Below are 24,923 nucleotides of genomic sequence, written 5' to 3' on the forward strand. Positions count from 1 at the left end.
AGGCCGGCGGACGCCAGGGCACGCCTCAGCTGCCCTGACACGGCGGAGCGTACGGGAGTTCAGGTACGTAGCCCGGCCATTGCGTCGGGGTGAGCAGGCCGTCCGTGCCGGCGCAGATCCGCCGGATCGCCTGGTCGAGGCCGAGGGGGGTGAGCTCGATCATGCCGTCCGGTCCCGCTGTTGCCAGTAGCCGCCCGTCCGGGCGGTAGACGGCCGTCGCGATCGCTTCGGTGTGTCCGGCGGTGAGCCCCTTGCCCCACGGGGCCGGGCGAGCCGGGTCGGTCACGTCCCACATCAGGACACTCCGGTCGTCGCCGGCGGCGGCCAGCGTGCGGCCGTCCGGGCTGAAACCCACCCAGGTCACCATGCCGGTGTGCCCGGTCAGTGAGGTGCCGAGCGGTGTGGCGTGCGCGGGAGCGGAGACGTTCCACATGCGCACGTCGTGACCGATGCCGGCGGTGGCCAGTAACCGCCCGTCGGGGCTGAACGCACCCCACAGGGTGCCGCCGGTGTCGTCCGTGCCGATGTCCGGGAGGGCCCGGGGTCGCGCCGGATCACGGATGTCCCACAGCCGGACCTTGTCGTCCTCGCTGGCGCTGGCCAGGGTGTGGCCGTCCGGGCTGACGCCCGCCCAGTGGACGAAGCTGATGTGGCCGGTCAGCGGGCTGCCGAGGGTGGCGGGGCGTGCGGGGTCGGTGACGTCCCACAGCCGCAGGCTGTGCTCCGGGCCGCCGGTGACCAGTACACGCCCGTCGGGGGTGAAGGCCAGCACGTCGCCCTGGCCGGCGCCGCCGGTGCGGACCAGACCGGCCCGCCGGGGACGGCGGGGGTCGGAGACGTCCCACAGCCGCACCGTGCCGTCGCTGTCGGCGCTCGCCAGCAGGCGTCCCTTCGGGGGGAACACCACCCGGGTGGCGGAGTGCTCGGCCGGCAGCTCGCTCAACTGCCTGCCCCGCTCCGGATCGCGCACGTCCCACAGCCGCACCGTCCCGTCGGCCGCGCCCGCCATGCTCCGGCCGTCCGGGCTGAAGGCGATGCTGGTGACGGCACCGAAGTGGCCGGCCAGAACGGTGCGCGGGAGATGCCACAGCCGTACGGTGTGGTCGTCGCTCGCACTGGCCAGCGACCGCCCGTCGGGGCTGAACGCCAGCCAGTTGACGAATCCGGCGTGGCCGATCAGCGGCTGCCCCAGGGGAGCCGGACGCAGCGGGTCGGAGACGTCCCACAGCCGGATGGTGTGGTCCGCGCCGCCGGTCGCCAGTGTGCGGCCGTCCGGCGAGAACGCCACCGCGAGCAGGGTGTCGCTGTGCCCGGTCAGGGGCTCGCCCAGTGCCTTGGCGTGGGCCGGGTCGGAGACGTCCCACAGACGTACCTTGTGGTCGTCGCCCACACTGGCCATGACCCGGCCGTCCCGGCGGAACGCGACCGCGTAGACGACGTCCGGGCAGTTCAGCGGCGTCCGCCACAGCTTCGGACGGGTCCGGTCCGTCACGTTCCACAGCCGGATCTTGTGATCGTGGCCGGGGGCCGCCACCGTCCGGCCGTCCGGGCTGAAAGCGGCCGAGGCGACGGAGTCGCTCGCCCCGGTGAGGGGGTGGCCCAGTGCCTCGGCACGCGTGGGGTCGTGTACGTCCCACAGCCGTACGGTGCGGTCGTGGCTGGCGGTGGCCAGCGTGCGCCCGTCCCCGCTGAACGACACGGAGAAGACGTAGTCGCTGTGCCCGGTCAGCGGCTTGCCCAGTGCCTTGGCGTGGGCCGGGTCGCGGACGTCCCACAGTCGCGCCGTGTGGTCGCGGCTCGCGCTGGCCAGGGTGTGGCCGTCCGGTGAGAACTGGAGCCAGTACACCCAGCTGGTGTGTCCGGTCAGCGGCCCGCCGAGTGGGACCGGGTGCACGGGGTCGGCCAGGCTCCACAGCCTGATGGTGTCGTCACGGGCCCCGGTCGCGAGGGTGCGGCCGTCCGGTGAGAACGCCACCGCGTACACCGCCTGGGTGTGCCCGGACAGTACGGAGGACAGCGCGATGTTCTGCGTGTCCAGGAGGCCCGCGGCGGCCTCCGGGTCCGAGCGCAGCCGGTGCGCCGCCACATACATGCGCGCCGCCAGCGACGGATCGGTCGCGTCGAGCTGGCCCGCCCGGGCCACCACCTGCTCGGCGACCGCCCGGTCCCGGCCGGCGCGGGCCAGCGAGCGCTGCTGGAAGGCGATGACGGCGGCCGTCGACGCGACCAGCAGCAGGGCGGAGACCGCGGCCAGCAGCGTCCGGAACCGCCGGGCGGTGCGGGCCGCCGACCGCCGTTCCTGCTCGCGGGCGGCGATGCTGGCGTCGAGGAACGCGCACTCCACCGGGGTGAGTTCCGCCCGATGTCCGGCGAAGCTCTCCTCGGCGGTGGCCAGGCGGGTACCGCGGTACAAGGCCCCCGGGTCCCGGTCGAGTTCGTGCCAGACGCGGGCGGCCTGGGTGATCTGACGTTGGACACGCAGCCGGTCACGGGCGCCGTCGATCCAGGTCCGCAGCCGGGGCCAGGCGGTGATCAGTGCCTCGTGGGCCAGGTGCACCGTGTCGCCGTCCAGCGTGATCAGCCGTGCCCGGGCCAGTAGTTCCAGTACCGCGGCGGTGTCGGCGGCCTGGTCGGTGGTGCTCCCCGCCCGCAGTTCGGAGCGGTCGGCGGGGCGGCTGGTGTCCTGGGCTCCCTCACCGGGCGTGATCAGCCGCAGCAGGATACGCCGGGCGGCCTCGGCCTGCCCCGGGGCGAGCCGGGCGTACAGCTCCTCGGCGGTGCGGGTGAGGGCGCCGTGGACACCGCCTGCCGCCTGGTAGGCGATCAGCGTGAGGGTGCGGCCCCTGCGGCGGCGCCAGGTCTCCAGCAGGGCGTGGGACATCAACGGCAGTCCGCCGGGTTCCTCGGCGACGTCCTCGACGACCTTCGCGGTCAACGTGCGCTCGACGATCAGCCCCGCGACGGTGGCGGGCTTGACGATCGCCTCGCGCAGTTCGGCCGGTCCCATGTGGCCGACGAGCAGGGTTGCCTCGCGGAGGGCCGCGGCGAGCGGACGATGCTCGGCGCAGCGCCCGAAGAAGTCCGCCCGCACCGCCAGCACCACCCGCAGCCTGCTGTCCGGTGCCTCCGCGGTCACCAGCAGGTCGAGGAAAGCCGCGCGCTCGGCCGGATCCGTGCACAGGGTGAACAGTTCCTCGAACTGGTCGACCACCACCACCGTGTCACCCGGTTCCCGGCTCGGCACCGTCGCTTCGGCGTGCGTGGCCAGCGGGTGCCGTCCCGGGGTGAGGATCCGGATGGCCGCGGGCCGGCACCCCGGTGCGCCTTCGGTCCGCAAGACGGGGATGAGGCCCGCACGCAGCAGGGAGGACTTGCCGCTGCCGGACGCGCCCACCACAGCGACCACGCGACGGGTGCGCACGCACTCGGCCAGTTGAGCCACGAGCTGGTCGCGCCCGAAGAACAGATCCCGGTCACCGGGTTCGAAGCGGGCCAGCCCCCGGTAGGGGGCCTCCGCCCCGTCGTCCGGCTCCGGTTCGGCGGCCACTTCCTGAGCCGCCGAGCGCCAGCGCCGCTCCCACTCCCCGACGTCCGCCCCGCATGCCCGGACATAGCCCCGCACCACCGCCAGGGACGGCAACTGCTCGCCCGCGGCCGCCCTCGACAGCGTGGCCACCGAGTAGCCCGCGCGCTGCGCCATGGCCCGGTAGGTCAGGCCTCCCGTGTCCCGGCGCAGCTTCCGTAACTCGAACGCGAAGCGCTGCACCGGCCCGGCCGCCGGATCCAGCGGGCCCTCCCGACGCCCCATTCCATCCCCCATGGTCAGCACGAACAACGCAGGACAACTTTCGCACCGTCCCCTGCGGGTCGCACTCCTGACCCGCACGTTCCAGCCGATCGACCCCCAAGTCCGGCCGCCGGGAGGTTTGTTTCACGGCACGGTCCGAGGGTGCGCAACAACGAGCCGGTCCAGAACCCTGTGACGTGGTCGGCGGCGGACACCACTTCGGCGGTGCGCGCCGCCGCGCGGCGTGGCCGGGTCGTGGCCGCGGCCGGCGGCGACGGGGGTGCCGCCGGAGTGCGAACGGCCCACCACCGGAACGGGCGGACGAGGGAAAGGACATTCACGGATGGCGCACGACCTGAGAACTCCCCGGCGATCCCGGGGGACTTCTCCCCGAGCCGTACGCGGCCTGCGGGCGGCGGCACTGGGCGCGCTGGCAGCGGTGACCGCGTCCGCCGCTCTGCTCGCCGCTCCGGACTCGGCATCGGCGGCGGCCCTCGGTACGGATGCCGCCGTGCGCGGACTCGACGTCAGCGCCTACCAGGAGAGCGTGGACTGGCCCTCGGTGGCCGCCGACGGAGCCTCCTTCGCCTACATCAAGGCGACCGAGGGCACCTCGTACATCAGCTCTCGCTTCTCCCAGCAGTACGAGGGAGCGGCGCAAGTCGGCCTGATCCGCGGCGCCTACCACTTCGCCAGGCCGGACAAGTCCTCCGGCAGCGCCCAGGCCGACTACTTCATCGACCACGGAGGTGCCTGGCAGCCCGACGGAAAGACCCTGCCCGGAGTCCTGGACGTCGAGCCCTCCCCGGACGTACCCACCTGCTACGGGGTCGCCCCGGGTGCGATGGTCCGCTGGATCGCCTCGTTCGACGACGAGTACCGGAGCCGCACCGGCCGCCACGCGGTGATCAACACCAACGCGTCCTGGTGGTCGCAGTGCACCGGCAACTCCTCGGCCTTCGCCGCCACCAACCTGCTCTGGGTCGGCAGTTACACCGGCACCCCGCACCCACTGCCCGACGGATGGTCCACCTACGCCATCTGGCAGACCTCCGACTCCGGAACCTTTCCCGGTGACCAGGACCTGTTCAACGGCACACAACAGGACCTGCGGAACTTCGCGGCGAACGGCACCTACACGCCGTCACCGCCGCCACCGGCCGGCGCCTGGCCGGTCGTCCAGCAGGGCTATGCAGGCCGCCAGGTGACCACCATCCAGTATCTGCTCAACGCCCACGGCGCATCGCTGTCGGCCGACGGCTCCTTCGGCACGGCCACCCATGACGCCGTGGTGGCCTTCCAGACCCGCAACCAGCTGACCGCCGACGGCATCGTCGGCCCCAACACCTGGCAGGCACTGATCACCACCGTGCAGAAGGGCGACCACAACGCGGCCGTCAGCGCGGTGCAGGCCGAACTGAACGCCCACGGCGCGTCGTTGTCGGTGGACGGCTCCTTCGGCACGGCGACCCGCGACGCCGTCGTCGCCTTCCAGACCCGCAGCCGGCTCACACCTGACGGCATCGTCGGACCCAACGCCTGGCTCCAGCTCGTGAACTGATCCTCCGTCACAGTCGTGCCTCTGCCACCGGTTCCTCACCCGTCCCGAAAGGGTCCGCCTTGGAAAGCACTTTTTGGAGCAGACGGCGCGTTCTCGGCGCCCTCGCGGCCTCCGCAACCGTCGCAGCCACAAACCTCGTCCTCGTCCCCTCGGCAGCAAGAGCCGACACCGCGCCGAACGACGGGGACGACGGCGATCCCTTCGACCTGCCCGACACCGACCGAGCGAAGATCGTCAAAGCATGGCTGGTGGGCGGCAAGGCCGTCCGCGCGGCCGCGGAGACGGCGCTGACCGGCACCGACGCCGACGTCCAGACCTTTCTGACCGTCGACCTGCCCAAGGCCACGGCCGATGACAACCGCGTCGCCCTCGTCACCTCCCTCGCCGGAGGCGGCAAGGGCACCCGTCGCGAGGCCGGCGCGGCGCTCGACAACGGCGACACCGCCATCGCCGACTACCTCAGCGGCGGATTCAAGGCCGCCATCCTCGAGGACATGCAGGTGGCCACCACGACCGTGATGGCCGCGGGCGCCAAAGCGGTACGCCGCGACGGCAGCGCCGCACTCGACGCGGGCACTCAGGAAGCCCTGGAGAAGTTCCTCACCGACGGGCAGTACACCGCCCGCTACGAGGACATGCGCGTCGAGGTCTCCACCCTCATGGTGCAGGCAGGCCCAGAGGTGCGGAAGTACGCCTCCCGGGCCCTGTCCGGCACCGACGACGACGTCGAATGGTTCCTCGACACCGGCCAGCACATCGCCCGCGCCCGCGACCAGGAGGCCTCGACGATCGAGGAACTCGTCGCGGTCGTCGAACGCGAGGGCAAGAAGGCCGACGCGAACACGAAGGAAGCCGAGGAGGCCGCCGCCCGCGCCGTCGAGGCCGCCGACAAGGCCAAGGAAGCGGCGGAGAAGGCCGCGGCCGAGGCGCAGGCGGCCCAGGACGACGTGGTCAAGTCCGGCAAGGCGGCCCGCAAGGCGGCCGAGGCCGCGAAGGGCGCGGCCGACTCGGCCCGGGTCGCCATCCGCGCCTCGCACGCCGCCGTCCAGGCCTCCCGCCGCGCCGCCTACGCCGCGACCGCCGCGAGCCAGGCAGCTGCCACCGCCGGATCGGCCGCCGCCAGGGCGTACGGTGCCGCCATCGCCGCCTCCAAGGACGCGACCAAGGCGTCCGCCGCCAAGGACGCCGCCGTGGCCGCCCGTAACGCCGCGGCCAAGGCCCGCAGCGCGGCCTCCGCCGCCGACTACGCCGCCACCGCCTCGGCCCAGGCCGCGAGCGCCGGGTCCGCCGCCGCCTCGGCGGCCCGGAACGCCGCCTCGGCCGCGAACGCATCCGCCTCCGCCGCCTCCGCCGCGGGCAAGGCGCAGGCCGAGGCCGCGGAGGCCAGGCGGCAGGCGCAGATCGCGAGCAGCAACGCCCAGCTCGCCACCAACGCCGCCGGGTCCGCACAGGCGTTGGCGAACAACGCCGCTGCGGCCGCCCGTACCGCACGCGATGCCGCGAACAGCGCGGCCGACCACGCGGACAAGGCCGCGGACGCCGCCGAGTGGGCGGTCAAGTACGCGGGCCAGGCCCTGGAATACGCCAAGAAGTCCACCGAGTTCGCCAACGAGGCCACCAAGGCGGCGAACACCGCCACCGACGCCGTCGCCCAGGCGGTCGATGTGGAGCAGAAGGCGCGGGACGCAGAGTCGCAGCGCCTGGACGAGGACATGAAGCAGGCGGTGGAAGAGGCCGGCCTGCTGGCCCGGATCGAGGATCAGGAGCGGGCGGAATTCGCCGAGAAGCGTACCCAGGCCGAGCAGGAGGAGCAGGCCACCAAGGACCTCGTCTCCCAGGCCGAGTCGGCGTTGGCCTCAGGGGACCTGGACCGTGCCGCCACGCTCGGGCGCACGGCGGCCATCGCCCTGATGAACTCCCACGGCACCTGGTCGCGGGAGGCCGCACGGTTCGCCCTGTCGGGCGCCGACGCCGACGTCCACGCGTGGATCGACAGCGACCGGCAGCTCGCGCAGAAGCAGGACGACCGGGAGACCGCCCTCTACCTGGCCCAGATCTCCACCCCGGACGTGGGCGACGCCGCGACCACGGCGCTGGCGAGCCAGGACCCGGACGCCGCCACGAAGTTCCTGACCGGCGGCGTCATCGAGGCGGCCGCGACGGACAACCGCGTCGCGGTCGCCCGCGTCCTGGCCTCCGATCCCGGCAGCGCCGTGAAGAAGGCGGCGAACGACGCGCTGGACGCCGGCACCGCCGAAGCCCTGTACGCATTCCTCAGCGTGACGTACGAGGCGGCGCAGCGGGAGGACGACGCGGTCGCCACCGCGGCCCTCATCAGCACGGGCGGCCCGTACACCAAGGCCCATGCCCAGGCCGCGATGGAGGGCCCGGCCTGGATGCGCCGCAACTTCGTCGCATCGGTGCAGTACAGGACCGCACAACTCGACTACGACTTCGCCACCCACACCGCCGCCATGCAGGGCGCGATCGCCGCCGCCGCCAAGATCGCTCACAAGGCACAGGAAGACGCCGCCAATGCGCAGCAGGCCGCGGCGAAAGCCCGCAACGCGGCCGACGAGGCCCAGCAGTGGGCGGACAAGGCGAAGGCATCGGCCGCGAAGGCCGCCGGCTATGCCAAGCAGGCGGACGCCAACGCGGACTCCGCCGAGCAGTCGGCCAAGGACGCGCAGGCCTCGGCCACCCGGGCGCAGCAGGCGGCCAGTGTCGCCCGCCGGGCCGCGCGGTCGGCCAACTACTCCGCCAACCGCGCCGTGGATGCCGCCCACCAGGCGGTGGCTTCGGCCAACTCGGCACAGGCTTCGGCCAACTCGGCCCGTGCATCCGCCGTCCAGGCCGGCAAGGACGCCCGTACGGCGGCGGTAGCCGCGAGCCAGGCCCATCAGATCGCCATAAACAAGCGGCAGGCCGAACTCGCGGAGGCGGCCAGGCAGGCAGCCGAGGCAGCGCGCAAGGCCAAGGAGGCCGGGAAGAACCCGGCCGACTCGCCGGACAGCGACAACCCTGATGTTCCTCAGTGGCAGCTGGAGGCGCGGTGGTTGGCGAACCAATTCAACAAGTTGAGTATCGCAACCGGGTTCACCGCTGCCTTTGTCGGCCTCATCGGCCTGGGCGTCGGCTTCGTCGCTCCACCCGCCGTGCCGTTCATTGAAGACGTCGCGTCCGGCTTCGGGGACGCCTCCCTCGCGTTCACCGCGCTCAACGTCATCTTCACGGGAATCGGCTACGGAGTGAACAGCGGTCAGTTCCGCTCTTCCGTGGCAAGTGGCGTTCTGTCTTTGATCACCTATGGCCAGTCGAAGTGGATCGGTGTCATGGGCGCCGGAAAAGTCGCCACGAAGCTCACGCAATTCGGTCATGATCTCGTTTCGCCGATCATCGGCGCGCTGGGACTCTGAATCCCGGACGCCGCGGTAAGGGGCCTTGTATGAAGCTCACACGGCGGATCACCGCCATCGGTGCGGCCACGCTGGCGTGTGCCGCCGCAGTCCTCATCGCCGGCCCTGCCGCCCGTGCCGGTGACTCCGGCACCCCGGTGGCGGCGGCCGACAGCCAACCCGGCTACGCGGTCGAGGACTTCGGCTATCCGAACGCCGACAAGATCAGGACCGAGAAGGGGATCGTCCTCAAGCGCGGCGACGGCCACATCACCCTCGCCGACTGTTCGTCCGCCACCGGGCTGCTGGAGGTGTGGTCACGGAAGAACGGCAAGACCTGCTTCCGCACCACCGGCACCTCCGGCTGGCTCACCCTGGAGATCCCCATGGTCTTCGCGGTCAAGGGAGCGGCCGACCAGACCGCCGAGGTCACCCTGACCGCACCGGACGCCACACCGCAGGAGGTCGCGGTCGCCAAGGGCGAGTGGACGCCGGTCGGCGAGTCCGCCGACCCGCAGGCCCGCGACTTCGCCCTCGTGGAGATCCGTACGAGCAAGTGATCCCGCCTCGCAACACCAAGGACAACCATGACTGGAAAGCGTTCATGTGTCGCGTGGACCGCAGGCCTTCTCGCAGCCGCCACGGCGGCGAGCGGTCTGGTCACCACCTCACCCGCCGCCGCCCTTCCGGGCACCGACGTCCAGGACACCGCCCTCGCGTTCACGGCGAAGATCAACGTCGCCGAGCAGCAGGCCTGTTCGGGCGTGCTGGTTGATCCGCAGTGGGTGCTCACCGCCGCCAGTTGCTTCGCCGACGGCGGCAAGCCCGCCCCGCCGGGAAAGCCCGCGCTCAAGACCACCGTCACGGTGGGTCGTACCGACCTGTCCCAGACCGGTGGGAAAGTGGTGGACGCGGTCGAACTCGTGCCGCACGCCGACCGGGACGTGGTGATGGTCAAGCTGGCACGCCGTGTCCTCGGCGTCACCCCGGCCAGGCTAGCCGCCGGCGGCCCGGTCTCGGGCGAGCAGCTCACGGTCCTGGGCTTCGGCCGCACCACGACCGAATGGGCCCCCGACACGCTGCACTCGGCCTCCTTCACCGTCGCCTCCGTGGCGGGAAGTGATGTCGGCCTGACCGGCTCCGGGCAAGCGGTGATCTGCCAGGGCGACGCCGGCGGTCCCGCGCTCCGCGTCACCGACGGCACACCCGAACTCGTCGCCGTCAACAGCCGTTCCTGGCAGGGGGGTTGTCTCGGCGTGGATCCCAGCGAAACACGTACCGGCGCGATCGACGTACGCGTCGACGACCTCGCGGACTGGATCCACCGGACGGCGTTCCGGGTCCAGGACGACGTCACCGCCGACGGCATCGCCGACCTCGCCGGCATCTGGGACGACGGAACCCTGCACCTCTACCCGGGCGACGCTGCCAAGGGACTGAGCGGCCAGAACATCGCCCAGTTCGGCGGCACCAGCTGGAAGACGATGAAGCAGCTCGCCAAGGGCGACTTCACCGACGACGGCATCACCGACCTCATGGCCGTCTGGGGCGACGGCACCCTCCACCTCTACAAAGGGGACGGCCAGGGCAAGTTCGCCGACGGCATCACCGTGACCGAGGGAGCCAAGACCTGGGGCACGGTGAAGCAGCTCGCCTCCGGCGACTACGACGGCGACGGGATCGCCGACCTGATGGCGATCTGGTCCGACGGAACCCTGCATCTCTACCCCGGCAAGGGCGACGGGCAGATCGCGCCGAACACCAAGGTGAACACGGGCGGCAGCACGTGGGGCACGGTGAAGCAGCTCGCCTCCGGCGACTTCAACGGCGACGGGATCGCCGACCTGATGGCGATCTGGTCCGACGGAACCCTGCACGCATACACGGGTGACGGCACCGGCCAGGTCGGTGGTCAGGTGCCTGTGCCGGTCGGCGGCAACACCTGGGGCACGGTCCGCCAACTGGCGGCCGGCGACTACTCCGGGGACGGCGTCGCCGATCTGATGGCCATCTGGAGCGACGGCACCCTCCACCTCTACAAGGGCGACGGCAAGGCCGGCATCGGCGCGGCCACCACCGTGGCCTACGGTGGCAGCACCTGGAAGACCATGCTGCACCTCGCCTGACTCGGCGATCAGTCCAGATCGCGTCGTCGGCCAGGTCGACGGAGCTTGGGTCCATCAGCCCTTCGAAGGCTCCGTCGACCGGTTCCATGCTCTGCGAGCCCTTCTCGTACCAGACGTACATCCGGGCGTTCTTCAGGGCCAGCACATCGTTGACCACCTGCCGGCGCAGTGGGAAGGACGCCTCGTCGAGATCGGCGTGCAGCACGGTGATGGACAGCCCGGACTCGGCCGCCACCAGGTGGGAGATCATCCCCGCCATCGGGGAGACGCCGATGCCCGCGCTGGCGAACACCACCGGGCGTCCGACGTCGTCGAGCACGACGTCGCCGTACGGCAGGGACAGCGTCACCACGTCGCCCACCCCTACCGAGTCGTGCAGGAGCGTGGACATCTCGCCGTCGGGGTCGTCGCCCTCGCCGCGTACCCGTTTGACCGAGAACTGGCGGTGCTCACCGTCATCGGCCCGGGTCAGGCTGTACTGGCGGGGCTGGAGCTTGCCGTCGGGCATCCGCATCCGCACCGTGACGTACTGGCCGGGCAGCGAGGTCTTCACCAGGCGGTCGTCGATGCGCCGGACCACGAAGGTGGCCACGTCGTCGGTCTCCTGGATCTTGCGCACCACCTGCCAGTCCCGCCACACCGTCTCCGGCCGGACCCCGCGGGCGCTGTACAGGCCGCGCTCCTGGTTGATCAGGGCATTGGCCATCAGCCAGTACACCTCGTCCCAGGCCGCGGCGACCTCCGGGGTGACCGCGTCGCCCAGGACGTCACCGATCGCCCACATCAGGTTGTCGTGGACGACCTGGTACTGGTCCGGGCGGACACCCAGCGAGGCGTGCTTGTGCGCGATCCGGTTGAGCAGCTGGTCCGGCACTCGTTCCGGCTCTCGACGATGTGCTCCCCGACGACCGGCAGTGTCGCGGCGACAACAGGACGCGATTCATCCGAAAGCATATGGCTTCCTCCGGGTGAGAGCAGAAATGCCTCGCCCGCGCCAGGTACCCACCCGCATCCGTCCGATTCCGGGGCGAAAGCCCCGTCGCTCAGTGGGTTCCCAGTCGCTTCCCAGTCGCGGTCCGCACCATGCCATGGGCGGCGCCAAGGACCGTCCATGGCACCGGACACGAAGGACGGGGAATCGGATGTCGTCGAACAGTGGGGACGCTTGGCACAGCGGGCCGTACGGCGTACCGCCCGGAAAGGAGACCGCGTTCTCGAGGGCCACCACCCGTCGTGCCTGGCGCCGGTCCAGAGTGCTGCACCACGTACGCCACCTCGGCCCTTATGCGCTTCTCGCAGTGGTGTCGGGTCTGTTCACCGCGATCGGCGGCCCCTGGAGGCTCGTCCTCGTGGTGGTCGTGTCGGCCCTGGCCATCGCCGTGCCCGTCCACTGGTGGCACTGCCGGCACGCCTCGGTCAACGCCCGCAGGGCACGCCTGGTCATGGAGCACTACCCGTGGCGGCCGTGCCTGCTGGAGGCGGGGCCCGGCCCGGACGACCACGCGCAGCAGGTTTCCGTACGCAAGTGGCAGGGCGCGTTCTTCCGGCTGGTCGAACCGGACCTCGCCGAGCGCGTCCGGGTTCACGGCGTACCGGGACCGGGGTGGCAGAACTCTTCCACCCGGTCACCGTGCGACCCGCGGATCCTGGGTGCGTTCGGTGCCGACGGTGTCTCCGAGGCCTGGTTCGCGGGGGACATGCGGTTCGGCGGTGTGCTGTCACCCGTCGGCGGTGGTCAGCCGGTACTGACGCGAGCACGTGAAGGGCGCGGGCTCAGGGCCGAGCAGAAGGCCGCCCCGCCCGAGCGGGACGCGCTGGCCATCCGGGCGGGGCTGCTGGAGTACGGCGAGCTGCCCAAGCGGCATCCGCTGCGGCGTGCGCACGAGGGCCTGGCTCCGGCCCGGCCGGTGACGGGCTCGTGGGTGGGCCGCGGTACCGCGGTCCGGGCCGCCGGTCGCGCCGTCCTGGCCCTCGTGGGTGGGGCGGCCCTGCTCACCGGACTGTTCCTGCTGTTCGTGGCCGTACGGCCGGGCGGTACCGAGGCGAACGTACGGGTTTTCGTGGCCATGTCGGCCATGCTGGCGCTGGCGATGTCCTGTCGTGTGGGCGCCGGCCTCGCCGACTCGGAGAGCGGGGGTCCGCTCCGGTGGCTCGGCGGGCTCGGCGCAGGGTTCTTCTGGACGGCATTCGTGCTGTTCTGGCTGGGCTTGGTCCTCTCGTCGTGAGCGGTGGCCGAGCGCCGGTCAGAAGCCGCCCGTCGTACCGGCGTCGGTGCCCGTGTCCCACAGACCGCTGTCGCTGCACATGCCGGTCGGATGCACGGTCGCGGACTGTACGAGGTTGGGCTTGACCACGTTCACCTGCGCGGCGGCGAGCGAGTTGCCGACGATGTACTCCGAGTGGAAGAAGCTCTTCGTCACCGATGTCCTGCCCGCCGGGACGCTCAGCGTCTCCTCCTTCATCGTGCTGCCGGTCGCTCCGTAGCGGAGGGTGATCTCACCTCCCTTGTGGCCCTTGGCGAAGGAGACGACCGCCAGATAGCTCTCCGGTACGGCCGTCCTGCACTTCACCGCGGAGAGGCTGCTGGGTACGGCGGTGAGCGCCACCCCCGTGGCCCTCAGGCCGCCGTCGCCGGGCTGCTCCGCGTCGGCGGCGGCGCCGCCCGTGCGGCATCCCGAGGCGAGCAACATGCCGCCGATGGTGGCCGCCACCATGAAACCCCGCCGGACACCCCGCGCTCTCGCAGTCGCGGCCGCCATCCGCGGGTTCCACTTCACGTCCGTCATCCCCGTTCTCCGTTTCCCCGTCGAGCCCGGCGTGCCGGGCAGTGGTGGCGAGGCGATCCGCCTCGCCGCTCACGATGGGAGACGGCACTGGGAATCGGCTGGGAACCCGGCTCACATCTGCCCGCCCGAGGTGGGCAGATGACGTACGACGGAGTCGTTCAGTCGCCTGATGCCGGCCGTCAGGCTTCGCAAGTCCTCGTCGGACCAGTCCGCCAGCGCCTCGCCCAGCAGCTGGGAGCGCCGGGCGGACGCCATGCCGAGATGGTGGCGTCCGGCTTCGGTCAGTTCCACTCGCCGTATGCGCTGGTCCACCTCGTCCCGGACGCGTGTGACCAGGCGGTCCGCCACCAGCCGGTCGACGACGCGTGCCGCGCGGGCGCGGTCGACCAGCAGCAGTGCGGCGATGTCGGAGAGGCTGGGCGGTGGCGGGGAACTGGCCTCGATGAAGCGCAGCACCCGGTAGGCGGTCGGTGACAGGCTTCCTGGCAGCCCGGCCAGGAAGCGCTCCCGGACCCACGGTCCGTAGAGCCCGAACCGGCCGTGCCGCAGTTCCTGCATCGCGTGGTCCAGCCCCTGCACACTCTCTGCTCGCTCGTCCACGCGGACAGCGTGCTGCCTGCCGTGCGTCCACCACAACCGTCGTCCCACCCGCCGAAATGGTTGTCCGGGTTGGTGCGGACGTCGATTTCCGGTAGCGGTCCTTGGCGCAGTGTTCACTGCCGGCCGGTGTCAGGGGAACGCCAGGGCATGGGACGTTCGCCCATATGACGACAACATCGACAGGCGGCGATCACTTCGCCGACAGTGCGACACGTGAGTCGGGACAACGAGCGGCAGCCCCCGATCGAGGGGTGCGCCATGGCGTGAGCCGGCGAGCTCTGCTCGGAGCGGCCGGTGCGGCGGCGGGAGCGACCGCCCTCGTGGAATCACAGCCGGCCGCGGCATCACCGGTGCTGTGGGTCCAGCCGGAGGGATCCGGCATGCCGCCGGTGAGCGGCCTTCATCTCCAGTTCGGCGCCGACGCCTCCCGCGAGGTCGTCGTGTCCTGGCAGACACCGGTGCCGGTGAAACGGCCGAGGGTGCTGCTCGGCACGCCGGCCCACGGCATGGGCAGGGAGACCGACGCGCAGACCTCCTTCTACAAGGACGCCCAGTCCGGGCAGACGCTGTACGTCCACCACGCCCGGCTGGACCGGCTGCGCCCCGGCACGGACTACGTGTACGCCGCGGTCCACGACGGGGCTACGCCCGAACCGGGGTCGTTCCGCACCGGGCCGAGTGGCCGGGCGCCGTTCACCTTCACCAGCTTCGGCGACCAGGGCACCCCCACGGTCGGGAAGCTGGACGGGCCCAGACCACCGAAGATCACCGCGAAGCTCACCTATCTCAACGACAATCTCGGATCGCCGTACGCCAACGACGTGACCACCGCCGTCGAGCGCACCGCGCCGCTCTTCCACCTCGTCAACGGCGATCTGTGCTACGCGAATCTGGCCACCGACCGGATCCGCACCTGGGCGGACTGGTTCGACATGACGAGCCGGTCCGCCCGTTTCCGGCCCTGGATGCCGGCCGCCGGCAACCATGAGAACGAACTGGGCAACGGGCCGATCGGGTTCGCCGCCTACCAGACGTACTTCTCCCTGCCCGGCAACGGCGGTGATCCGGAGACCAGGGGGCTGTGGTACGCGTTCACCGTCGGCTCGGTGCGTGTCGTGAGCGTGGCCAACGACGACGTGGCCTTCCAGGACGGCGGCAACTCCTACGTCCGCGGCTACTCCGGCGGAGCCCAGCACCGCTGGCTGGAGGCCGAGCTGGCGCGCACCCGGGCCGATGAGGACATCGACTGGATCGTCGTGGTCATGCACCAGGTCGTCATCTCCACCGCCGACCACCCGGGCAACGGCGCCGATCTCGGCATCCGCCAGGAATGGCTGCCGCTGTTCGACAGGTACGGTGTCGACGTGGTCGTCTGCGGACACGAGCACCACTACGAGCGATCACACCCGATCCGCGGTCACCAGCCCAACGACACCATGACGCCCAACCCGGCAGCCACCCGCACCGACCTCGTGGACACCACCACGGGAACCGTCCACATGGTCGTCGGTGGCGGCGGCACCTCGATCCCCTCGATCGACGTACTGTTCGACACCCCCCAGTGCAATGTCATCACGGGTGTCGGCCCCACCGGGTCCAACGGCAAGAAGGCCCCGGTCTACCTGGCGGAGCAGGCGCCCTGGTCGGCGGTTCGCGACCGCGTCAACCCCTACGGCTTCGTCGCCTTCTCCGTCGACCCGGGCAACCGGCCCGGGGGCCGTACCACGATGGCGGTCACCTACTACGCCGTCACAGGCCGGTACGGTCAGGTCGAACCTGTCGACACCTTTACCTTGCAACGGCCGCGCAGGGACGGTGCGAAAGCGCGCTGAGCCGGGGGGCTGTCGAGCCAGGACTCCGCCTCCGGCATTCTGGTGGTGGTCGGCGCGGCGGTGAAGGAGAGCTGTGGTGGAAGAGCGGGCGCGGGATCCCCATGACGCCGAGGCGTCGGGGGACTTCCCGCAGTTGCGGCTGGACCAGTTGCTGGAGGGTCTCCAACAACAGGTGGAGCAGGTGCGGGCGGCACGGGACCGGGTGCACACGCTGCTGGACGCGGTGCTGGCCATCGGCTCCGACCTGGAGCTCCAGGTGGTCCTGCAACGCATCGTGGAGTCCGCGGTCTCCCTGGTCGACGCCGAATACGGGGCGCTCGGCGTGCTGGGCGAGGACGGCACGATCAAGCAGTTCCTCACGGTCGGAATCGACGAGGAGACCATCGCCCGGATCGGCCCGTATCCGCGCGGCGAGGGCATCCTGGGACTGCTGATCCGCGAACCGCGGCCGCTGCGCCTGGCCGATCTGTCGCAGCATCCGTCGTCCGTGGGGTTTCCGTCCGGTCACCCGCCGATGAACGGCTTCCTGGGCGCCCCGATCCGGGTGCGCGACCGGGTGTTCGGCAACCTGTATCTGACCAACAAGAAGGGCGGCGCGCAGTTCGACGCCGACGACGAGGCGGTGCTGCGGACCCTGGCCGCGGCAGCCGGTGTGGCGATCGACAACGCCCGCCTGTACGACGACGCACGGCGTCGGCAGCGGTGGCTGGCGGCGAGCAACGAACTGACCCGCAGCCTGCTGTCCGGCGCGGAGCCCGGGGCGGTGCTGGAGTCCTTCACCGTCACCGTGCGGGAGATGGCCGACGCCGACCTGGTCACGCTTGCGGTACCGGTCGCAGGCAGCGGTGAACTGGTCGTCGAGGCCGCCGCCGGGACACGCGCGGACGAGGTGCGGGGGCTGGTCCTGCCCGCCGCCGCGCTGGCCGCCAAGGTCTTCGCCTCCGGGGAGACGATCATCAGCGAGGCCGTCAGCGCGGATCCGCGCGCCGAGGGCGGCAGCGCTTCGGTGGTGGATCTGGGGCCGGCGTTCTTCGTGCCGCTCGGGACCCAGGAGCACGTGCGCGGGGTCCTTCAGGTGGCGAACGTACCGGGCGGGCCGTCCTTCTCCGACCCCGCCATCGACATGGTGATCGGCTTCGGCAATCAGGCGGCCCTGGCCCTCGAGGTCGCCGAGCACCGGCGCGACTCCGAGCACGTACTCGTCCTCACCGACCGCGACCGCATCGCCCGCGACCTGCACGATCTGGTCATCCAGCGGTTGTTCGCCGGCGCCCTGACCCTCCAGTCCACGCTGGGCCGCGTCGCCGACCGACCGCAGGTGAGCGAACGCGTCCAGCGGGTCGTCGACGACCTGGACGACACCATCAAGGTCATCCGCTCCACCATCTACGGCCTGCGGGAGCACGACCAGGAACGCGGCGGCAGCAGCCTGCGCTCCAGACTGGTGGCGGCCACCGACCGGGCGGGCCAGGCACTCGGTTTCACCCCGGCGCTGCGCATGACCGGCCTGCTGGACACCGACGTCCCCGCCGAGCACGCCGAACACCTGCTGGCCGTGCTCGGCGAGGCCCTGTCCAACGCGGCCCGGCACGCCCACGCCACCGCGGTCGACGTCAGCGTCTCGGTCACCGCCTCCCACCTGCGCCTGCGGGTGGCCGACAACGGCCGCGGCATGGACCCGGCGGCCGACCGCCGCAGCGGCCTGGCCAACCTGCGCCGGCGTGCCGAGGAACTGGGCGGAGAGTTCCGGCTGGCCTCGAACGAGCCCACCGGCACCGTCGTCGAGTGGGTGGTACCCCTCCCCCGGGCGACGTGAGGCCATCCGCGCCGGCCAGGCCCGGTGATCAGCCGATGCGTTCCCAGCCGCGGCGTGGTGGGCGGGCGCCCAGCTCCGTGTCGCGGCTGCGGTAGACGATGTACGGGCGGGTCAGATAGCCGATGGGCGCGGTGAGCATGTGGACCAGGCGGGTGAAGGGCCAGGCGGCGAAGAGCAGCATCGCGCTGATGGCGTGCAGCTGGAAGAGGATCGGCGCTCCCTTCATCCGGTCCGGGTCGGGCTGGAAGTAGAAGATGGAACGGAACCACGGGGAGATGGTCTCGCGGTAGTCGTACCCCCCGCCGATGACGTTCGCGACCACGGTGGCGGACAGGCCGAGGACGATGGTCAGGGTGAGGGAGACGTACATGGCCTTGTCGTTGCGGGTGGTGGCGGAGAAGACCGGTCCGACGGTGCGGCGGCGGTAGATCAGGATGGCCAGCCCGCCGAGTGTGGCGATGCCCGCGATCGTGCCGAGGACGACCGCGCCCAGGTGGTACATGTGCTCGCTGACCCCGACCGCCTCGGTCCAGCTCTTCGGGATCACCAGGCCGCCGATGTGGCCCAGCAGCACGACGAGGATGCCGAAGTGGAACAGCGGGCTGCCGATCCGCAGCAGGCGCCGTTCGTAGAGCTGGGAGGAGCGGGTGGTCCAGCCGAACTTGTCGTAGCGGTAGCGCCAGACATGGCCGAGGACGAAGACCGCGAGAGCGACATAGGGCAGGACGACCCAGAGCAGGATGCCGCCGGTGCCGGCCTCGGCCGCCGTGGTGAAGGGCTGCGCGGATGCGGTCATCGGGGGCCTCCTACGACGGGGTCGGGCAGGAACACCGGGGAGGCGGCGTACGGGTCAAGGCCTACCTGTTCCTCGGGCGGGCCCTGGGCGGCCAGACGCAGCACGGCGTCGCGTTCGTCGCCCACGAGGGCGGGGAGGGTGGCGGATACGGAGTCCAGCACGTGCGCCCAGGGCGAGTCGTCGTCGGTCAGGGCCAGTCGGAGCAGTTCCAGGCCGGCGCGGTGCTCGCTGAGCAGGCGCGCTCCGGCGGACGGGTCGGCGGCGGCGAATTCGAGGACGACGGCGAGGTGGTCGGGCAGTTCGTCGTCGCCCAGGCGCCAGCCGGCCGCTGTGTAGGTCTGCTTCAGCCGCAGCAGGGCGACGCCGCGCTTTCTGGTGTCGCCGTGCGCGTAGTAGGTCAGGTAGAGGCAGCAGCGCTTGCGGTGGTCGAAGGTGGCCACGTAGGTGGCGGCCAGGTCCTCGGGGGCGGATCGCTCGGCATGTGCGGTGAAACGGAGCAGGGGGCCGGCGGCGGGTTGCGGCAGGGTGGCGGCGACCCGGGCGGCCAGGGTCAGGCGCTGCTCGAACCGCTCGTCGGGGTAGGCGAGCAGCAGGGACTGGGCCTGCCAGGCGTGGGCGTGCCACGGCTCGGCGGGTGCGGTGCCTGTGGTCTTCCATTTCAGCGCTTTCATGGCTTCGGCTCGACCTCCCCTCCGGTGTCACCGGCGGCGCTGTGGCCGCCGGTGGACGGCTTGTCCGGGAACAGACCGGGCGGGGAGCCCTTGCCGTCCCAGTTGAGGAGGTTGACGCGGGTGGCCTTGTCGGTGGGGGTGGCGGGGGTGTCGGCGCTCTGCCGGTCGCGCAGGGCGTGGAAGTTCTCCACCGCGATCGGCGCGGCGACGGCGGACGCCTCGCCGAACGGCCCGGAACCGCCCATGCCCGGGCCGCCCTCGTAGTCCAGGCTGCATTCGGTGGCCAGTTCCTCCAGCTTGTGGGCCTGTTCGGCATGCGCGGGCGGGATGACGTACCGCTCGTCGTACTTCGCCAGCGCGAGCAGCCGGTACATGTCGTACAACTGCTCCTCCCCCATGCCGACCTCCTCGGGGATCGCGGCGTCGGGTTCGCGGCCGAGGTTGATGTCGCGCATATAGGCGCGCATGGCGGCCAGGCGGCGCAGCACCGCGTCGACGGGGGCGGGGTCGCCGGCGGTGAACAGCTGGGCGAGGTAGTCGATGGGGATGCGCAGGGCGTCGACGGCGGCGAAGAGGTTGCGGTGGTCCTCGGCGTCGGAGCCGGTGTCGCGTACGGCGTCGACGACCGGGGACAACGGGGGGATGTACCAGACCATGGGCATCGTCCGGTACTCCGGGTGCAGCGGCAGCGCCACCTTGTACGTGTTGATCAGGGCGTGGATCGGGGAGCGCTGGGCGGCCTCGATCCAGTCCCGGGGGATGCCCGTCTTCTCCGCCTCGCGCACGACGTCAGGGTCGTTCGGGTCGAGGAGGACCTCCCGCTGGGCTTCGTACAGGTCCTTCTCGTCGGGCGTGGCGGCGGCCTCGAGGACCCGGTCGGCGTCGTACAGGACCAGGCCGATGTAGCGCAGGCGGCCGACACAGGTCTCGGAGCAGACGGTGGGCAGGCCGACCTCGACGCGGGGGAAGCAGAAGGTGCACTTCTCGGCCTTGCCGGTGCGGTGGTTGAAGTAGACCTTCTTGTACGGGCATCCGGTCACGCACATCCGCCAGCCGCGGCAGCGGTCCTGGTCGACCAGGACGATGCCGTCCTCTTCCCGCTTGTAGATCGCGCCGGACGGGCAGGAGGCCGCGCAGGACGGGTTCAGGCAGTGCTCGCAGATGCGCGGCAGGTAGAACATGAAGGTCTGCTCGAACTCGAACTTGATCTTCTCGGAGACCTGGTTGAGGAGGACGTCCTTCTCGCTGGTCGCAGCCGAGCCGCCGAGGTCGTCGTCCCAGTTCGCCGACCAGGAGATCTTCATGTCCTTGCCGGAGATCAGGGACTTGGGGCGGGCGACCGGGGTGTGCTCCTGGAGCGGGGCGTTGGTGAGTGTCGCGTAGTCGTAGGTCCAGGGTTCGTAGTAGTCGTCGAGGGACGGCAGCACCGGGTTGGAGAAGATCTGGATCAGCTTCTTGAACCTGCCGCCCGCCTTCAGCGCGAGCCGGCCGCGTTTGTTCAGCTCCCAGCCGCCGCGCCAGGTGTCCTGGTCCTCGTAACGGCGCGGGTAGCCCTGGCCCGGCCGGGTCTCGACGTTGTTGAACCACACGTACTCGACGCCGGTGCGGTTGGTCCACGCCTGTTTGCAGGTGACCGAGCAGGTGTGGCAGCCGATGCACTTGTCGAGGTTCATCACCATCGCCATCTGGGCCATCACCCGTCCGATGGTGGCGTCTCCACGGGGCATCAGTACGTCACCTCCTGGTTCGTGCGGCGGCGGATGACGGTGACCTCGTCGCGTTGATTACCGGTCGGGCCGAGGTAGTTGAAGGCGTACGACAGCTGGGCATAGCCCCCGATGAGGTGGCTGGGTTTGATCAGCAGCCGGGTCAGGGAGTTGTGGATGCCGCCGCGTCGGCCGGTGGTCTCGGTGCGGGGTACGTCGATGAGCCGGTCCTGGGCGTGGTGCATGTAGACGGTGCCCTCGGGCATGCGGTGCGAGACGATCGCTCGGGCGGCGACCACGCCGTTGCGGTTGACCGCCTCGACCCAGTCATTGTCCTCGACGCCGACTTTGGCCGCGTCCTGCGTGCTCATCCAGATCGTGGGTCCGCCCCGGGACAGCGACAGCATGAACAGGTTGTCCTGGTACTCGGAGTGGATGGACCACTTGTTGTGCGGGGTCAGATAGCGCACCGTCACCCCCAGCTCGCCGGTGTCCCCGATACGGGGTTCGTCGAACATGGCGTGCATGTCGAGCGGGGGCCGGTAGACCGGCAGTTGCTCGCCGAGGGCCTCGATCCAGTCGTGATCGAGGTAGAAGTGCTGGCGGCCGGTGAGCGTGTGCCAGGGCTTGAGGCGTTCGACGTTGACGGTGAAGGGCGAGTAGCGGCGCCCTCCGGTCTCCGACCCGGACCACTCGGGGGAGGTGATGACCGGAACCGGGGCGGCCTGGGTGTCGGCGAAGGTGATCTGCTTGCCCTCGTGCTCGGCGGCCAGATCGGCGAGCGGCCGGCCGGTGCGGGCTTCGACGGCATGGAAACCCTGGGTGGCGAGATGACCATTGGTGGTGCCGGACATCGCGAGGATCGCTTCGCAGGCGTGCACGTCCCGGGCGATCGAGGGGCGTCCGTCGGCCGCTCCCCCGCGTACGGTGCCGTTCTTGTGCCGCAGGTAGTCGAGTTCGCGGTCGAGTTTGAAGGTGACGCCCTTGGTGGTGGCGCCGAGGGTGTCCAGCAGGGGGCCGAGGGCGGCCATCTTGTCGGCGATGGCGCCGTAGTCGCGTTCGACGGTGATCAGTTTGGGCATGGTGCGGCCGGGCACGGGTTCGCACTCGCCGGCCCTCCAGTCGCGGACCCGGCCGTGCGGGTTGGCCAGGGCGTCCGGGGTGTCGTGCAGCAGCGGGGCCGCCACCGCGTCCTTGCGGACGCCGAGGTGCCCAGCGGCCTGCCGGCTGAACTCCTTGGCGAGGGTGTGGAAGGTGTCCCAGTCGGTGCGGGTCTGCCAGGGCGGGGGGATCGCCGGGTTGAAGGAGTGCACGAAGGGGTGCATGTCCGTACTGGACAGGTCGTGCTTCTCGTACCAGGTGGCCGCCGGCAGCACGATGTCGGAGAAGACCGTGGTGCTGGTCATGCGGAAGTCCAGCGTCAGCAGCAGGTCGAGTTTGCCGGTGGGGGCTTCGTCGCGCCACGTCACGTCCCGGGGGCGGGCCTCCGGCGGGGCCTCGGTGGCACGCAGCGACGCGTCCGTGCCGAGCAGGTGCTTGAGGAAGTACTCGTTGCCCTTGGCGGAGGATCCCAGGAGGTTGGCCCGCCATACCGTCAGCACCCGGGGGAAGTTCTCCGGAGCGTCCGGGTCCTCCCCGGCGAAACGCAGGCGGCCGCTCTTCAGTTCGTCCACCACGTGGTCGGCCGTGGCCCGGCCCGCCGCCTCCGCCTCGTCGGCGAGGTCGAGCGGGTTGCGGTCGAAGGTGGGGGAGGAGGGCATCCAGCCCATCCGCGCCGACTGGGCGATGACGTCCGCGGTGGACTTCCCGGCGAACGGCCCGCTGCCGGATCCGGCGGCGGCGAGGGCGTCGGCGGAGAACGGGTCGTAGCGGAACTGGTCGCTGTGCAGATACCAGTACGCCGTCTGGATCATCTGTCGGGCCGGCCGGTTCCAGTCGGCCGCGGTCGCGATCGCCGAGTATCCGGTGAGCGGACGCACCTTCTCCTGTCCGACGTAGTGCGCCCAGCCGCCTCCGTTGACGCCCTGGCATCCGGTGAGCGTGGTCAGGGTCAGAAACGCGCGGTAGATGGTGTCGGAGTGGAACCAGTGGTTCGTCCCCGCTCCCATGACGATCATCGAACGGCCGCCGGACTCCTCCGCGTTGGCCGCGAACTCCCGCGCGATGCGTGCCGCCTTGTCCGCGTCCACGCCGGTGATCGCCGCCTGCCAGGCCGGCGTGTACGGCTGGTCGGCGTCCTCGTACGAGGCCGGCCACTGACCGGGCAGAGCGTCCCGGGCCACTCCGTACTGGGCCAGCAGCAGGTCGTACACCGTGGTCACCAGCCGCCCGGCGACCCGCCGCACCGGCACGCCGCGGCGCAGCCGGCCCGCGCTCCCGTCCGGGGCGTCGAAGCGCGGCAGTTCCACCGGCACGGGATCCTCTGCGCCGCCCGCGACCGAGAGCAGCGGGTCGACGTCACCGAGATCGAGGTTCCATTTCCCGGCGCCGGACTCGCCGAAGCGGTCGCCGAGGGTTCCGTTCGGCACCACCGGCTGTCCGGTGGCCGCGTCCAGCAGTACGGTCCGGAACTCCGCGTGTTCCGCGGCGGCCGACGCGCCGCCGAGGTCGGCCGCGGTCAGGAACTTCCCCGGTGTGTAGGTGCCCGGCTCCCGCTCCTCCAGAGCGACGAGGAAGGGCAGGTCGGTGTAGCGCTTGACGTAGTCCTCGAAGTACGGCGTCCGCCGGTCGACGAAGAACTCCTTGAGGATCACATGGCCCATCGCCATGGCGAGCGCCCCGTCGGTGCCGGGCTGTGCGGGCAGCCACTCGTCGGCGAACTTGACGTTGTCCGCGTAGTCCGGGGAGACCGCGACGACCTTCTGGCCGCGGTAGCGGGCCTCGGCCATCCAGTGCGCGTCGGGGGTGCGGGTCACCGGAAGGTTGGAGCCCCACATGATCAGATAGCCGGCGTCCCACCAGTCCCCCGACTCCGGTACGTCCGTCTGGTCGCCGAACACCTGGGGCGAGGCGACCGGCAGGTCCGCGTACCAGTCGTAGAAGGAGAGCATCACGCCGCCGAGCAGCGAGTAGAAGCGGGCGCCGGCGGCGTGCGACACCATCGACATCGCCGGGATCGGCGAGAAGCCCGCCAGCCGGTCCGGGCCGTACTCCTTGATCGTGTGCACATGTGCGGCGGCCACCATCTCCGCGGCCTCGTCCCAGCCCGCCCTGACCAGGCCGCCCTTGCCCCGGGCCGCTTTGTAGCGGCGGGACCGCTCCGGGTCGGACACGATCTCCGCCCAGGCCGCCACCGGATCACCGAGGCGGCCCTTGGCCTCGCGGTACATCTGGAGCAGCACACCGCGCACATAGGGGTAGCGGACCCGGGTGGGCGAGTAGGTGTACCAGGAGAAGGCCGCGCCGCGCGGGCAGCCGCGGGGCTCGTACTCGGGGCGGTCCGGGCCGACGGAGGGGTAGTCGGTCTGCTGGGCCTCCCAGGTGATGATGCCGTCCTTGACGTACACCTTCCACGAGCACGAACCGGTGCAGTTCACGCCGTGCGTGGAGCGCACCACCTTGTCGTGCGACCAGCGGTCCCGGTAGAACTCGTCGGCCTGCCGGCCGCCTCTCCGGTGCAGCGAGCGCAGGTCGTCGGAGACCTCCGTCCGGGTGAAGAACCGACGGGAGCGCACCAGCGCCTCCGCCAGCTCGCCGTCCATGCCCGCGTGCGACTCTTCCCGGCTGATGTCCGTGCTCACCGTGCCACTCCGCCCCGGGCGCCAGGGCCCGTTCGAACTGTGATCGGTTTTCGGCCGCACACGACCCTACGACCGCCGTCCCTCGCGAGGTCAACAGCCACATCACG

At 71.1% G+C, this 24,923-nt stretch carries 14 protein-coding genes and 1 pseudogene; 7 read left to right on the plus strand and 8 right to left on the minus strand.

All coding sequences use genetic code 11. The features are described 5' to 3' along the window. Nucleotides 1-25 precede the first annotated feature (25 nt). Nucleotides 26-3,808: a helix-turn-helix domain-containing protein gene (locus tag ABZ915_RS00690; RefSeq protein ID WP_361793509.1), complete on the minus strand. Its 3,783-nt coding sequence runs from the start codon at nt 3,806-3,808 to the stop codon at nt 26-28. Between the two features lie 322 nt (nt 3,809-4,130). Between ABZ915_RS00690 and ABZ915_RS00695 the strand changes: the two genes are divergently transcribed. From ABZ915_RS00695 to ABZ915_RS00710, 4 genes are read left to right on the plus strand one after another with little or no spacing between them, the layout of a single operon-like run. Then, the gene (locus tag ABZ915_RS00695; protein ID WP_361793512.1) at nt 4,131-5,348 is read left to right on the plus strand and encodes a GH25 family lysozyme; all 1,218 of its coding nucleotides are present in this window, start codon (nt 4,131-4,133) and stop codon (nt 5,346-5,348) included. Between the two features lie 59 nt (nt 5,349-5,407). After that, nucleotides 5,408-8,764 carry a hypothetical protein gene (locus ABZ915_RS00700; RefSeq protein ID WP_361793515.1) on the plus strand — a complete coding sequence of 1,119 codons (3,357 nt, stop codon included), beginning with the start codon at nt 5,408-5,410 and terminating at the stop codon, nt 8,762-8,764. 29 nt (nt 8,765-8,793) lie between these two features. Beyond that, nucleotides 8,794-9,303, plus strand: coding sequence for a hypothetical protein (locus ABZ915_RS00705; protein WP_361793518.1), 510 nt, complete (start codon nt 8,794-8,796; stop codon nt 9,301-9,303). A 27-nt stretch (nt 9,304-9,330) separates the two neighbouring features. Beyond that, on the plus strand, nt 9,331-10,869 hold the full coding sequence (locus ABZ915_RS00710) for an FG-GAP-like repeat-containing protein (RefSeq protein ID WP_361793521.1): 1,539 nt from the start codon (nt 9,331-9,333) through the stop codon (nt 10,867-10,869). A gap of 331 nt (nt 10,870-11,200) precedes the next feature. Here the strand turns inward: ABZ915_RS00710 and ABZ915_RS00715 are convergent. Further along, nucleotides 11,201-11,743: pseudogene (locus ABZ915_RS00715) on the minus strand (FAD-binding oxidoreductase); the annotation flags it as partial. A gap of 268 nt (nt 11,744-12,011) precedes the next feature. On the opposite strand from ABZ915_RS00715, the gene ABZ915_RS00720 reads away from it, so the two are divergent. Continuing rightward, complete coding sequence (locus ABZ915_RS00720) at nt 12,012-13,094, plus strand: hypothetical protein (RefSeq protein ID WP_361793524.1); 1,083 nt, start codon at nt 12,012-12,014, stop codon at nt 13,092-13,094. An 18-nt stretch (nt 13,095-13,112) separates the two neighbouring features. Here ABZ915_RS00720 and ABZ915_RS00725 read toward each other — a convergent pair whose 3' ends face one another. Together ABZ915_RS00725 and ABZ915_RS00730 are read right to left on the minus strand one after the other, a co-directional pair. Beyond that, nucleotides 13,113-13,655: a hypothetical protein gene (locus tag ABZ915_RS00725; RefSeq protein ID WP_361793527.1), complete on the minus strand. Its 543-nt coding sequence runs from the start codon at nt 13,653-13,655 to the stop codon at nt 13,113-13,115. A 111-nt stretch (nt 13,656-13,766) separates the two neighbouring features. Continuing rightward, complete coding sequence (locus ABZ915_RS00730; RefSeq protein ID WP_361793530.1) at nt 13,767-14,255, minus strand: MarR family transcriptional regulator; 489 nt, start codon at nt 14,253-14,255, stop codon at nt 13,767-13,769. Between the two features lie 263 nt (nt 14,256-14,518). Between ABZ915_RS00730 and ABZ915_RS00735 the strand changes: the two genes are divergently transcribed. Beyond that, nucleotides 14,519-16,087 carry a metallophosphoesterase family protein gene (locus ABZ915_RS00735; protein ID WP_361793533.1) on the plus strand — a complete coding sequence of 523 codons (1,569 nt, stop codon included), beginning with the start codon at nt 14,519-14,521 and terminating at the stop codon, nt 16,085-16,087. 76 nt (nt 16,088-16,163) lie between these two features. Next, complete coding sequence (locus ABZ915_RS00740) at nt 16,164-17,903, plus strand: GAF domain-containing sensor histidine kinase (protein WP_361793536.1); 1,740 nt, start codon at nt 16,164-16,166, stop codon at nt 17,901-17,903. Nucleotides 17,904-17,931: 28 nt separating this feature from the next. Here the strand turns inward: ABZ915_RS00740 and narI are convergent, their stop codons facing one another. The 4 genes from narI to ABZ915_RS00760 are packed head-to-tail and all read right to left on the minus strand — an operon-like array spanning nt 17,932 to nt 24,777. After that, nucleotides 17,932-18,699 (minus strand): respiratory nitrate reductase subunit gamma, encoded by a 768-nt coding sequence (gene narI, locus ABZ915_RS00745; protein ID WP_361793539.1) that lies wholly within the window; start codon nt 18,697-18,699, stop codon nt 17,932-17,934. After that, nucleotides 18,696-19,370 (minus strand): nitrate reductase molybdenum cofactor assembly chaperone, encoded by a 675-nt coding sequence (gene narJ, locus ABZ915_RS00750; protein WP_361793542.1) that lies wholly within the window; start codon nt 19,368-19,370, stop codon nt 18,696-18,698. Before narJ ends, narI begins: the two co-directional genes overlap by 4 nt. Beyond that, nucleotides 19,367-21,097: a nitrate reductase subunit beta gene (narH, locus tag ABZ915_RS00755; protein ID WP_361793545.1), complete on the minus strand. Its 1,731-nt coding sequence runs from the start codon at nt 21,095-21,097 to the stop codon at nt 19,367-19,369. The genes narJ and narH overlap by 4 nt, the downstream gene beginning before the upstream one ends. Further along, a complete protein-coding gene (locus ABZ915_RS00760; RefSeq protein WP_361795721.1) occupies nt 21,097-24,777 on the minus strand; it encodes a nitrate reductase subunit alpha in 3,681 nt (1,226 codons plus the stop codon). The genes narH and ABZ915_RS00760 overlap by 1 nt, the downstream gene beginning before the upstream one ends. Nucleotides 24,778-24,923: the final 146 nt, after the last annotated feature.

Source organism: Streptomyces sp. NPDC046915, from assembly GCF_040644935.1.
Classification (GTDB): Bacteria; Actinomycetota; Actinomycetes; order Streptomycetales; family Streptomycetaceae; genus Streptomyces.

What these genes read in the sequence shown, in the direction of transcription:
- ABZ915_RS00690 (WP_361793509.1), bottom strand. Translation starts at nt 3,808, where the DNA reads ATGGGGCGTCGGGAGGGCCCGCTGGATCCGGCGGCCGGGCCGGTGCAG.
- ABZ915_RS00695 (WP_361793512.1), top strand. Translation starts at nt 4,131, where the DNA reads ATGGCGCACGACCTGAGAACTCCCCGGCGATCCCGGGGGACTTCTCCC.
- ABZ915_RS00705 (WP_361793518.1), top strand. Translation starts at nt 8,794, where the DNA reads ATGAAGCTCACACGGCGGATCACCGCCATCGGTGCGGCCACGCTGGCG.
- ABZ915_RS00710 (WP_361793521.1), top strand. Translation starts at nt 9,331, where the DNA reads ATGACTGGAAAGCGTTCATGTGTCGCGTGGACCGCAGGCCTTCTCGCA.
- ABZ915_RS00720 (WP_361793524.1), top strand. Translation starts at nt 12,012, where the DNA reads ATGTCGTCGAACAGTGGGGACGCTTGGCACAGCGGGCCGTACGGCGTA.
- ABZ915_RS00725 (WP_361793527.1), bottom strand. Translation starts at nt 13,655, where the DNA reads ATGACGGACGTGAAGTGGAACCCGCGGATGGCGGCCGCGACTGCGAGA.
- narI (WP_361793539.1), bottom strand. Translation starts at nt 18,699, where the DNA reads ATGACCGCATCCGCGCAGCCCTTCACCACGGCGGCCGAGGCCGGCACC.
- narJ (WP_361793542.1), bottom strand. Translation starts at nt 19,370, where the DNA reads ATGAAAGCGCTGAAATGGAAGACCACAGGCACCGCACCCGCCGAGCCG.
- narH (WP_361793545.1), bottom strand. Translation starts at nt 21,097, where the DNA reads ATGCCCCGTGGAGACGCCACCATCGGACGGGTGATGGCCCAGATGGCG.
- ABZ915_RS00760 (WP_361795721.1), bottom strand. Translation starts at nt 24,777, where the DNA reads ATGGACGGCGAGCTGGCGGAGGCGCTGGTGCGCTCCCGTCGGTTCTTC.